Genomic DNA, 13,753 nt, shown 5'->3' on the forward strand with positions numbered 1-13,753 from the left:
TTTAATTATATTCATAACTTAAGAATTTGATTAAAAAATTCAAGTCTTTTTATAACTTGAACTTTTTAATTATTCTAAAGGAGCACCGATGTTTGCGGTTATTTGGTTATTTAAAAGTTCTGCTTCAACACCAATAATTACTTGGAATGAATTTTCAGAAATTTTAATTAATCCAAAAGTTCCAGCACTTTTCATCAGTTTTTCATCGATTTTAGAACCATCTTTAACAATATATCTTAATCTTGTTGAACAGTTATTGTATTCTACAATATTTTCTCAACCACCAAATGCTTTTATGATGGTTACTGCTTTTTTAGATAAAGTACTTTTAGATTTAGAATCTGTTTGTTCTATTTTGCTTGATTTTTTGTTTTCTATTTCTTCATCAGCAATTTTTCCTGTACCTCTACCTGGGGTATTTAGATTTAATTTTTTAATTAATAGTGTTCCAACAAAGAAATATGTAGTTGCTGTTAAAGCACCGATAGGAATTATTCAACCTGGGTTTGCAAATACTTTATTTGCACCAGTAAATCCTGATTCTTTAATTATAGCAAGTGATTTGGGAATACTTAAAATATAATCCATCAATCCAGCTGAAAAACCAAATCCTAATTGAATTCCAAATGCACCTGTTATAAAGGCAAAAATACCAGTTAAAACAGCATGTACAACAAATAATAGTGGTGATGCATAAAGGAATGCAAATTCCAGTGGTTCTGTTATTCCTGAAAGGAAACTTACAAGTGCAGCAGAACCAAGAAGTGCTATAACTCTGATTTTTTGTTCTTTATTTTCTGCTGTATATACAAAAGCTCCAACTAATGCAGGTAATCCAAACATCATCATTGGGAAGAATCCTGATTGGAATAATCCACCTGGGTTGTTTTTAGCAACTCCTTGTAAGAAAATAAAGATATCTCCATTTACAACTTCTTCTGCTTTTCCACCTTCTTTAGCAAAACTTCCTAATTGGAATCAGAATAAATTATTTGGGATATGATGTAATCCAAAAGGGATTAATAGTCTATTTAAGAAACCATAAACCCCTTCAATGGAAGCTCTTGTGAATCTTACAGAAAGTGTGTTTGCTTCTCCTGGACTTGTTGCATCAGAAAGTAATTTTGATAGTTTGAATATTACAAATGCTACTCAAGGGAAAATTAGTGAATAAACAACTGAGAAAATTACTGCAAAAACAACAGCTAATGAAGGTATTAGTCTTTTTCCTGAGAAAAATCCAAGCACTTTTGGTAATTCAACCATATTAGTTTTATTATAAATTCAAGCAACAAAAGAACCAACTATAATTCCGCTTAAAACATTGTTTCCAAGAATTGCTTCGTATTTACCTCTAAATAACGCTTCAAATCCAAGCACTATAGTTTTTGAATCTTTTGCTCAAGATTCTCCTAAATTAATTTGAGAATATAAAGCTGTAGTTAAAATAGGAACGAGTTTTGCAACTATAAACATTGCAACAGCTCCTGAAAAAGCAGCTTCTCCCCTTCTTGATTTAGTAAATCCAAATGCTAAACCAATAGCAAATAGCAAGTAAAGATTTGAAAAAACAAGATCTCCAGACTGAGTTACAATATTTTGAATAAGTTTAGAAAATGTAGTATCTTGCGGAACATCAGCTCCGATTCTTAATAAAATAGCAGCTATTGGTAAAATAGCTATAGGGAATAATAAAGCAGTACCAATTTTTCCAAGTCTTTCTAACATTTTTTTGAAAAAACCTGAACTTGCTTTTCCAGCATTCATTGTTTTTAAACTACTCATTTTTTTGTTTTACTCCTTTCACTTTTTTAATAAAGAATCCATGTATAATAACAGTTGAAAGAATTGATCCAAAGAAAACAATTACAAAAACCAAAACAAAAGAAGCAATTACATCTGCTCTAACTTTTAATGCTGCTGCTTGAAGTTCAGCATTGTTTAAATTTGGTTTTGTGTAAAGAGTTAGCAATAAAACAACAGTTATTAGTAAAATTGAAAACAAAATTCATAGTGAAATGTATATTCATTGAATTTTTTCAATCTTTTTAAAGTCAATTTTTTTGAAAAGAGACATTTACTTTTCCTCCTTAGTGTTAAATAAGTCTTTAACAATTAAATTATTATACATTTTGAACTTTAATGAAATAAAATAAATATTTTATGCATTTTTTTTGAAATTTAATGAATATTTATAAATTCTTATGCATAATTTATGCAACTTTTTTTTATTTTGTTGATAAATTGTAAAATAAAATAAGGTGAAATATGACAATAATAAAAAACTGCAAAATAATTAATCCAGAATATACTATTGACAATGCAAATATTTATTTAGAAAAAAATAAAATATTAAAAATAGAACTAATAGAAGGACAAGGAAGTAATTTAATAGTTCCAGGTTTTGTTGATTTACATATTCATGGAATTGCAAATTATGATGTTATGGATAATAAAGAATCTTTATATAAAGTTTCTAAAAAATTAGCTAAACTAGGAACAACTTCATTTATGCCTACTGCAATGTCTAAACAATGAACTAAAATTTTGGACTCTTTAAATTTAATGTCTCTTGTAGAAAAAACAGTTTCTAGAAATTTAGGAATTCATTTAGAAGGTCCTTTTATTAATTTTGATAAAAAAGGAGCTCATAGTGCTGAATTTTTAAAAAAAGCAACTAAATTTAAAATTCAAAAACTATTATTTGCTTCCAATAATAAATTGAAAAGAATTTCCTTTGATCCTACAATGGCAAATTTAGATATTTTAAAATTTATGAAAAAGAAAGAAATTTTTCCTTCTATAGGTCATTCATCTGCATCATTTACTTTAGCTTCTAAATATTTTGAAAATGGGTGTGATTCAGTTTGTCATTTGTGAAATGCAATGTCTGGAGTGGATTCAAGAAATCCCGGAATAGCACAAGCAACCTTATCAAATAAAAATGTTTATAGTGAAATGATTATTGATTTTATTCATATTAAAAAAGAAACTGTAAAATTCACAATTGATATAAAAGGAGTGGATAAAATTATTGCAATTTCTGATGCTATTAAACCTGCTTATTATAAAGATGGAGAGAGTGTTTCTGGTGATCTTGTTGTTTATAAAAAGGCAAAAGTTATCAAATTACTTGCAACAAATACAATAGCAGGTTCAGGAATAGTAATACATGATGCATTTAAAAATATTTTAAAATTAGGTTATTCTTTAAATGAAGCTGTAAAAATGACTTCATATAATGCTTTTAAATATCTTGGAATTCAAAATTTAGGTAAAATTGAAGAAAATTATTTAGCAGATTTTTTAATTTTAGATTCAAAAAATTATTCAATAAAAAAAGTTTATATAAATGGAGAAGTGGTGAAATAATGAAAATATTTATTAAAAATAATGAAGAAAAAGTAGCAGAATTTACTGCTAATTTAATAAAAGAACAAATTTTTAAAAAAGAGGATTTAAAAATTTGTTTTGCTACAGGAAATTCACCTATTTTAACATACAAAAATCTTATTAAAATGTATAAAAATAAAGAAATTTCCTTTGCAAAAGTCACATCTTTTAATTTAGATGAATATGTTGGAGTTTCTAATGAAAATCCTTGTTCTTATCATTATTTTATGTATCAAAATTTATTTAATCATATTGATATTGTTAAAAAAAATATTAATTTACCTAATGGAATTGGTGATATTAAAAAAAATTCACTTATCTATGAAGAAAAAATAAAAAATAGTGGTGGAATTGATTTAATGATTTTAGGAATAGGAACAAATGGACATATTGCATTCAATGAACCGGGTTCTCAAATTTATGATAGGACAAGAGAAGTAACATTAACAGAAAGCACAATTCAATCTAATAAAATATATTTCAATAATGAAAATGAAGTTCCTAAAACAGCTATTTCCATGGGGATTGGAACTATATTAGAAGCAAAAAAAATTCTTTTAATTGCGACTGGAAATTCCAAAGCAGAAGCAATTAAAAGAATGATAACAGAAGAAATTTCTGGTAATTTACCTGCAAGTTTTTTAAGATTACATAAAGATGTAACTATTATTTTAGATGAACAAGCAGCTAAATTATTGGACTTTCAAAATAAAGAAAAATAAAAATTTTAAATTATACTATTTTCTTTCCCAGTTGAAAGTTTATATTACCGATTTTACTTTATTTTAAGGCATTTTAGTCTTTTTCTCTTTATACTTTACTTGTTAAATTAGTAAATATTAAAATAATAAAAAAGATATAAATTTGTAAAATTTAACCTATTAATAAAGATGATATTAAACAACTTTGCAAACCTTGAATTTAAAAACACCACATACTTTTGTGGTGTTTTTGAAATTATAATAAATCTGCAGGTTTTTCAGAAAAATGTTTTGCTCCATATCGTTCTGGGAATAAGTATGAAAGTAAACGAATTTTTTCATAAAATGAATAAGGATTTTGAGGATTGTGTCCGTTACCAATGTAACCAATTCTTTGTCCATCCAGTAACATAATTGAAGCAGTTCCTTGTTCTGCAGTTTGTCCATCTTGATCTTGTGTTACAAGTCCAGCTAAATTACCTTGACTATCAAAAACATTAGAACCTGATGAACCAGCTGCAAAATCAACACTATTTCAACCATATACAATGGTTTCATTTTTATGATTTAAAGAACCAAGACTATTAATATTTCCTTGGAATCTGAAGTTTCCTAATAAATATTCACGGAAACGAGTTTGTCCGTTTTTGCCTACTGGAGAATCAGGGTTTTTAGAATTTTGTCCTGGCATAGAACCAACAAGTCAATTTAAATTGTTGTAAGCATTTTGATGTAATAATTCATTAGAAATTTTAATTTCTTTAGCAGTTTTTCAGTTTAAAAAGAATTTAATAATTCGTTTTTGATCATCACTGAGTTTTTTACCTTCAAAGGTAAAATCAGTGCTATCTATATTTTTGTTTGCAAAATTATTTTCAAATCAAGAGATGTCTATAATTGCAACAGTGATATCTGAATATTTTTCACCTCTGCTAAGTGGATTTCCATAGTTATCGCGAAAATCTTGAAAGTAAGGATCTTTATAGGAATCTTCATCAGATTTACCATTTGCAAAAAAGTGTGAAACCATTTCAATACTTAAATTATTAATCATATTGTGCCCTAAACCATGATTTTCTAAAATGGGTTCTTTATTAGGTGTATTAGCAGTAGGTCTATTTAAGAAAATAGGAGATAGGATATTACTTCTTGTTCTTTTTTCAATGTTTAATCCATCTAGTGATTGACCTGCTCTTACTCATGAAGGACTAGAACCATCATCTAGCAAATCGATATTATGGGAGTTAGAGACAATGTAGTAACGATGATCGTTTGGATCATCTGGTTTTACTTTGTTGAATAAACCTCATGTTCCTCTTCCATGGTAATCAAAAGCGAAAGTTCTTTTTCTTACATCGTTTAATACATCAAATTTATCTTCTAAATAAAGGCGTTTAACAATTCCTTCTTCAGTTTTTAATTTTGATGTTTGTTGAAATTTATCATAGGAAGAATTGTTTCTTTTTCCTTCTTCAGCTTGCTGACGTGATTGGATAGTTTCAGTGAGTGAAATTGACATCGAATCTTTTAGTGCTTTTGCTAGATATGAAGGATTTTTAGTTGGATTAACTTTATTATCAACATAGTTCATAGTTAGAAAGACATTTCCAACAAAAGCTGTTGATTTATTTGCTAAAATATGCTCAGATAAAATATCTGTGAAATAAATATCAGAATTTTTTGGAATTACTTCTAATTTTAACTTTTTATTATTTTGATCATAAGTAATTTTAAAGGAATATCTATCTTTCATTATTGCAACTAAAGTTTGATTAAATAAAGCATCTTCATTTCTTGCGGTAATTGTAAAACTTGCATCTTCAATTGTGTGTCTTTCTAAAAGTTCTTTAAAAGAAACTGAAACATTTACAAATGATAACAATCCACGGGGAACTGGAACTGAAGAATTTCGATTAGTTTTAGTTGTAATAATTTTAGTATTTTCTAATTCAAATCTAAAAGTAAAATATGTTTCATTTTTAAAATCTTCTCAGTTTTTATATTCATCTAAATCTTTTTCAATTCAAATTGAATGGTGTTTTTCACCAAATTTGAAAATAGTATTAGCAAGAATTTCACGTGGTGTAAAAAAGTAATAATCAAGTTGATTACCTGAGTCATCAACTAAAATAAAGTTCTTTTTAGCTAAAGTACTATCATCTTCAAGTGTACGATATTTTCACATTCTTTCGTATTCAACTAAAGCAAAATGGTTTTGTAATGAATAAGGAATTTTGCTTTTTGTTTCTTTATTTAATCAATATCCAATTAAATCATCAACAGTTAAGTTTTTATTTTGAGTTATTAAATCATTGTCATTATAAGAAGTAGTGGTGTTAACTTCGAAATTATTAGTTAATAAATATGGACTGCTTCCTTTTGATGAATAATTAAAATGATATCTAAAGGATTTTTCCGTATTATTGGAAATTTCAAATTTATCATAATACATATCCATTCTTTGTTTTTCGGTTGCATAGATTTTAGAAATGGTGTATTTTGTATTTTCAAAATATCCAGAAATTTGGAATTTTCATAGTTTTTCAAAAGGAACAATTAATTTTAAAGTTGTAGGTAAAACAAATTGATATGCATCGGCATTGCCTTCTTTTATTTCAGGTTTTAGTTCAAAAACTATTCATTTATTTTTGAACAGTTTTAAGTCTTGTGCATCAAAATTAAATTTCACTGATCCATATAATTTCTTATTATTTTGATCAATATAAGTTGTAAAACTAGATAAATTAAAGGTTTTAGTTGATATCGGTGTACTAAATTTATATTTATCTAAAAATGAAAATCCTGTTTGTTGTTCACCTAATTGTGCTGCTGTAATAATGTAATTAGAGATATTTTTAGGTAGAACTGATACATCAAACGAAGCACTGTTATTGGTTTTATCAACTGTTGCATTAATAAGCTTAGAATAAGGATCAAATGGATTTAAATTTTTAACTAAAAACTTAATTGAACTTATGCTATCTTGGATAGACTCAGAATATCTAACAACAACTTTGTTGTTTTCTACCTTTGATGATAAAACATTTAAAATAGGGTTTTGGTAATTATTAGTAAGTTGACCAGAAGAACTGTTAAATCCAGGAAAGTATTTTACATCATAATATTTAGAATCACTTCCAGAGTTTTTTTGTAAGGATAATCCTACATAATTATCAAAAATGAATGCTTCATTTGGTGCTAAATATGTGTTGTATTTACGAACATTGCTTGAACCATCTATTGCTGAACGATTTAATTCTTTATAACCAAATGTATTATTTTGTTTATATTTAATAAAGTACTTTGGAAAGTCTACACTGGAATCTGCATCTGATTTTTTAGTAGCAAAAAATTCAAGAGAAACACCATTATTTGATCATCTTTTAGCCTCAAAATTAGTTTCACTGCTAAACTCAAAAGCACTTGATTCGGTTGTATAGTTTTTATTTTCATAAACAATATTTAATCCACTAAAATGTTCTATTGGATTAGAGTCGTTGCTTAATCCTGTTATTTTTACAAAATCATTTGTAGATAAACCACTAATTGAAAAAGTTACTAAATTATTATTTACAGCGCCACTTATACTTGATTCAGTTGCTGTATCAAGTTGTTCTTTAGATGCTTTTTTATATTTTAAAGTAAGTTGTGTATTGTTAACTAAATTAACAGTTTTAATTTCTAACTTAATGCCGTTATTAGCGATTGTAGATTTAACAATATCAGTTGTTTTTTGTGGAATTAAAACATCATTTGAAACTTGATTATAGTCGCTGCTATCAATAAAGGAAAAATAGTCACTTAGTGAACTATCTGCTTTAATTGTAGCATCAGTTGTATCTGTATATGTATTTGCATTTAATAATTCTTTGCTATATGAACCAAAAACATGTGATTCATTAAAAACTCTTTTAAAGTTTTCACTAACAAATGTTTCATCACTAACATTTGTTGTTGTAAAATTTGGATTAGTGTCTGGTAAGTTCAAAGCAACATTATTTAATTTTAATGATGAAAGTTTATAAGTAGTATTAGAAGTTAAGTTACTAAAATTTAAATATAAATTATTTCCTTCGCTATAGTTTGTAACTTGTAAACTAGCAGAATCAGATAACATTGAATCAAAAGTGTGTATATTTTGATCATGTAATTTACTGTCAGAAGTAAATGAAATTCTTAGTGATGCTGATGTAGTTGAAACATTTGTTACATCGATAGAATTTATGGTAAATTGATCTGTTTCTGGTCTTGGTTCTTCTGTATTTGGTTTGCTTGGTTCAGGATTATTATCTGTTGGTGGATTTTGATCAATAGGTTTATTATCTTCTGGTGGTGTTTCTAGTCCTGGTTCAGGTTGAGGTTGATTAGTAGGGGTATTAAAAGTAATTGATAAATTACTATGATATGGATTTCCAGCAATTTCTAAATATGAAATTATCAATTTATTATCTTCTGGTTTTGTGATGTTTGAAATATTGAAAGTCAATAGATTTGTGCTTTCATCATATGATTTTGATGTAATAGGATTAGCAATATTTTTTAATTTTATTTTTGCTTTGTTTTCAAACATTGAAGAATTTGCATTTGCTAGTTTTACATATAATTTGCTATTATCTTCTGAAAGTGACAGTTGAGTAATTTGTAGTTCTTGCTTAATGGATTCTGTATGAAAAAATAATTTATTTTGATCACTGATAGACAATTTTAAAATAGTATTACCTATTTTTAGTTGTGATAAATTATAATCAGTATTTGGGGTAAGATTGTTATAACTAATAGTAATTATATCATTTTTTGTTGTAATCACAGCATTTGCAGCAGGATTTAGAGTTGCAAATAATTTAGTTATATCTAAATTTTTATTAGTTAATTTTAAACTAATTTTAGCAGTAGTAGAATCTGAATAAACAGACAAAATGCTTGCATCCGTTTTATCATTTTGTTCGTTTTTTGGTGTTTTAAATTTTAATTTTAACTTATCAGATTGTGATAATCTTAATTCACCACTGCCTCTAGCAAAAATTTTGTCAATTTGATATTCAGTATTAGCTTTTAGATTATGAAAACTAATTGTTAATGTATCAGATAAAATACTAATTTTAGGTATATCATATTGTGATGGTTTGCTTAAATATACGGAAATATCTGTATTTTTGTAAGTTTTAAGTAGTTGTATTTTAACAAATGCAGAGTTATTGTGCACATTAACTGATTTTACTTTAGCATCAAAGTTTTCTTCCTTTTTTACTTCTGTATTTCCACAGGAAATTGTTATTGCAGACAAAGTTGTAGTAACAAGAGCACTGGAAATAAGTATTTTTTTCATTTTTTTCATCATTACCCCTTATTTTTTAATTGGATTTTCAAATTGATTGAAAATATCAATCATTTTATATTTTTTAGGATACAAACGATTTAGTCGTTGTATTTTGTAAGCAAAAGAACTATTGTTATAATCATTTAATTCACCGAAGAAATTAATTCTTTGTGAAGATAGTAAATATGAAGATGCCTCTCCGTTTTCTTCATTAGCATGTATTCCCAAGAAATTTCCTTCGTGATCATATAAACCTGTTCCAGAAGAACCACCTGCTAATTGATAATTTGCATTGCCTAGAATAGTTTCACCATTTGAATAGATAAATTTTTTCATAAAACCGAGTTTTTCTGTTTTTGCTTCAGGAACTAAGTCTCCTGGATAAAATAATATGTCACTAATAAAGTTTTGGCGAACCTGAATATTCTTTTTAGTATGTTTTCTAGTAGAACCAGGGAAAGAAGACATATACATTGTGTAATACATATTTGGATGCAAATAACGGCCCATTTTGGATACTTTATTATGTCTTAGATTTTTTCATTTTGCAGCGTGTTCAGCAACTTTAAATCTTGGATTAGTTTCTTTATTTAGATCATTTTTATGAGCATTGTAATATATAAGAAGTTCACTTATATCAATTATATGAATTTTAAAGTCTGTTCTGTTTTTTGCATTAATATTTGATAAACTTCCATCTACACTTTTATTGTCATTGTTTTCTGATGTTCAAAAAACAGAATTATTTGTATTTCAGTAATCTCCTAAAAATAAACTTACATCTTCTTTAGAAGTGTGAGGTTTTGGTGCTGAGATAAATCCAGTCGATTTTACAGGCACGTGAATATTAGTTCCAAAATAGTATCTATTATCATTTTCATTATCAGGATCAACTTTAGCTATTATTCAAGCAGTTCCAAAAAAAGTTCCAAATGATCTAGAAATAATATCATCTTGAATTTCGTTTCTTGACGAAGAATCTGTATATCAGGTTGTAACTTCAATATTTATAGGATTATCAGCATCATTATACCCAACACTTTTAAACTTAGTATCTTTATCAAACTCAAATCCATCTATTTTTAATTGATTTTTTGCTTTAGTGTGCTCATTTTTATATGAAAAAGGTTCTCCATTTTTTAAATACATAATAGATAGATAATTTCAAGTTTTATCAACAAAAGTTGAATAACTTGAAGAAAGATTGTGAATGTACATATCTTTATTAATGTGCCCTTCCCGAGCAATTAATGAGATTTTTAATTTATCTCCATTTATTGAAACTTGTGCTTTAAGATGTTTATTCATTAAGTCTTCAAGTTGTTGGTCATTTAATGTTAAATGATAGTTACTATTTGAATCGATTTTTCTTCCAATTTTTTTTAATAAATCTTCAGTTTTTCCTAAAAGTTTAATCTTTATGTTTGAAAGAGTTTTGTTATTACTTGCATTAAGTTTATTTCAACTAAAAGAAACAGCTCAATCAAAACTACCAAAAGAAAATTGTCTAAAGTTAACTTGTTTTGGACTTGCTACAAAACTAAAGTTAAGAATTGCTTCTTTACTAGTGTCTAAATTTTTAAAGTTTCTAAGATCTTTTTCTACATAAAATTCGGTTCTATCGGAGTTTTCGTGCATTTCTTTATCAAGAGCATGTTCTTTGATTGCTCCATAGTTATATTCTTGATTATTATCAAATAGTACAACAGGTAAAGGATTGTTATATTGTGAATATGAACCAGCTAGATATGAATTAACATCTCCACTATAATGTGTTAAAAATAAGGTATTTTTTAAATAAGCATTGTTTAAAGTTGTATAGTTATGTCAATTAAATGGTATTGATTCTGGAACATCTCCATTAATGTTGTTAGTTAACTGTGATTCTTGGTATTGATAACTATTGATTGTATTTAAATTATTTGCTATAAAATTAACTCCAAGTGCATCATTGTATGTATTTTGTGAAACATCTAAAGTTGGTTTTAATTCAGTTATTCCACTTTGTTGAATTAGACTTAATTTGCGATGTTTTAGTTTTGCTTCTTGTCCTTTGTCATCATAGTCTATAACTGAAGATAAATCATATTTATTAACAATTTGTACTTGATTTAGCTTTCAAGTAATTCCTTCAGTTAAACCAGTAAAATAGAATTTTTTAAGTTCATCAAAATTTAAAAATATTGATTTGGTATTTTCTTGACGAAATTGTCTTTCAAATCAATCTCCACCATCACCTGTATATCCATAACTTCTTTTGTCACTTTCACTATCGGTTGGAATATTTTTTTGTACTGAATCTACAAAAGTGAGTTTTAAATATTTAGTTCTAAATTGTTCCATTTCTGAATCAGTTGCATTGATGTTAATTGCCCCTACAAATGCATTATTTGTAGCATCTGCAACAGCAAACTGTATTTTGGAAATGGTAGGATTAAATGTTTGATTAGATTGTCATGAAAGTTCTTCAGGAACATTAAATGAATAATTATTATTTAGAGCCACCACATCACTAAGAATATATTTACTATATCCTTGATTAAATTTAATAATATTTTCAGATTCGATATGTCCATTTTTATAAGTTCCTACAACTGTTATGTCACCATCATAGGCATTTACATCAGGTTTTATTGTAATGAGGTATTTATTATTTGCTGAATTAGGTAAATAATTTACATTGACATTAACTTTGTTGTCACTAAGGTTAAAAGAATTAATGGAGTATGTAGCACTTGTTCCGGTTTTGCTCATATTTACAATATTTTTACTAAATTCTACGGAATTTATGCCATAAGTTATATTAGAAATGCTATTATTTGAATTAGCATTATTTACATTAACTAAAATATTTTGGGAAGTTCCATTATATTTGGTTGTATAAGTATGTCCGTTAAATGTAAAGGTAAAATCGTTATTTTTTAAAGTAGGTAAATGATCAAAAGAAAATCATAAAGTTTTATTATCAATTAAAGAAATGTCTTTAATATGTAAATTATCTTTTGCATTAAATTTGCTTACTTGCTCATCGTATTTTGTAAATGGATCTAAAAGAGAGTAGTCTATTTTATTAAATTCTACATCGTTATTATTTGTTATAAAAGACTTATTATTTAAAGAAATATTTTGAGTTCCTATTTGTAGATTAGTAAGATAATATGTTGTATTTGCTTTAAGATTATATAAATCAAAAGTTAAATTTGTATTATTTGATTTTGGACTACTAAAATCTAAACGTTGCCCACTTGTGTCTTGAATGGATAAAGTTGCAGTATCTGATGAATCTAATGAAGTATCTAAAGAAATGGTAATTTGTGCTTTATTAGTTTGAATATTAGAAATTGTGGTATTTTGTAAATGATAGGTTTTTTTCTCTTTTTTTGGTGGTGTTTCAGGTTCTATTTCTTTTTGTTCCATTGCTGTTGTAATGCTTAAGTTATCACTTGGTAAAGATAAAGTCTTTCCATTTAACAACACAGAAGTTAAAGTATAAGTTGTATTTGCTAGAAGAGAATTAAAAGTTGTAAAAATTGTAGGTGATTCAGTTATTAAAAGATTTTGAGTATGATTTTGTCCATCTGAAATAGTAACTAAAAGATTATTTTTGTTTGAATCAGAAAGTGAGTAGTTAGAAAAGTTTAAAGTTAAAGTAACATTATTTGTATTGACATCTTTTCAAGAAATACTTGATATTGTAAAATTATCTTTTTTCTCTTGAACAGGTTCATTATCTTTATCTTTTGGTTTTGTAGGGGAAGTTGGATTTTCTGGAAGTTTTGGATTTTTATCCGGATTAGGTTTTGTAGGTGGTTTAGTTATACCGGGGTTAGGATTTTCTTGCTTTTCTTGTTTTTTAGTTTTAAACAAGAATTGACTTTCTTGTTGTTTAGTTTTTAGTGATTTTCCATTATATTTAATGTCAAAAGTATATATTTTATTTGATGATAAATTATTTATGAAAAATGTTATAGATTTTTTATCGCTTGATAAGTTTCCATTAACATTTTGATTATCATAAGTTAAAGAAAAATTACCATTTTGAAAAACGGGTTTTTCTAAAAAAACTTTAATATTAGCTGAATTTTCTGTAGTTTTATTATCTATTTTTTTAATTTCTATTTCTTTATCATTATTATCAAATTTTTCTACTTCTACTTTTTCATTACAAGCAACTGCTAAAATAGGAGAGATACCTAAAAAAGTAGGAATTATATATTTTTTAAATTTCTTTTTTTGCATAATTAATCCTTATATTTTAATTATATAAAAATACTTATAAATTGTCTTACAAATAGGGATTTCAAAAGAAATTATGCGTAAATTTTGATTAAAATATCTTTTT

General features: G+C 26.3%; 6 protein-coding genes. 2 read left to right on the plus strand and 4 right to left on the minus strand.

Annotation, left to right across the window (positions count from 1 at the left end; genetic code table 4):
* Nucleotides 1-69: 69 nt before the first annotated feature.
* Nucleotides 70-1,785, minus strand: coding sequence for a PTS transporter subunit EIIC (locus tag ACXX88_RS00960; RefSeq protein WP_458559318.1), 1,716 nt, complete (start codon nucleotides 1,783-1,785; stop codon nucleotides 70-72).
* Complete coding sequence (locus ACXX88_RS00965; RefSeq protein ID WP_458557239.1) at nucleotides 1,778-2,077, minus strand: hypothetical protein; 300 nt, start codon at nucleotides 2,075-2,077, stop codon at nucleotides 1,778-1,780. The genes ACXX88_RS00960 and ACXX88_RS00965 overlap by 8 nt, the downstream gene beginning before the upstream one ends.
* A 191-nt stretch (nucleotides 2,078-2,268) precedes the next feature.
* On the opposite strand from ACXX88_RS00965, the gene nagA reads away from it, so the two are divergent.
* The gene (gene nagA / locus ACXX88_RS00970; protein ID WP_458559319.1) at nucleotides 2,269-3,372 is read left to right on the plus strand and encodes an N-acetylglucosamine-6-phosphate deacetylase; all 1,104 of its coding nucleotides are present in this window, start codon (nucleotides 2,269-2,271) and stop codon (nucleotides 3,370-3,372) included.
* Nucleotides 3,372-4,115, plus strand: coding sequence for a glucosamine-6-phosphate deaminase (nagB, locus tag ACXX88_RS00975; RefSeq protein WP_436358530.1), 744 nt, complete (start codon nucleotides 3,372-3,374; stop codon nucleotides 4,113-4,115). Before nagA ends, nagB begins: the two co-directional genes overlap by 1 nt.
* 235 nt (nucleotides 4,116-4,350) lie before the next feature.
* Here the strand turns inward: nagB and ACXX88_RS00980 are convergent, their stop codons facing one another.
* Both ACXX88_RS00980 and ACXX88_RS00985 read right to left on the minus strand, forming a co-directional pair.
* On the minus strand, nucleotides 4,351-9,420 hold the full coding sequence (locus tag ACXX88_RS00980) for a hypothetical protein (RefSeq protein WP_458559320.1): 5,070 nt from the start codon (nucleotides 9,418-9,420) through the stop codon (nucleotides 4,351-4,353).
* Between the two features lie 18 nt (nucleotides 9,421-9,438).
* Nucleotides 9,439-13,650, minus strand: coding sequence for a hypothetical protein (locus ACXX88_RS00985; RefSeq protein ID WP_458559321.1), 4,212 nt, complete (start codon nucleotides 13,648-13,650; stop codon nucleotides 9,439-9,441).
* Nucleotides 13,651-13,753: the final 103 nt, after the last annotated feature.

It is taken from the genome of Mycoplasma sp. 5370 (genome assembly GCF_054343435.1).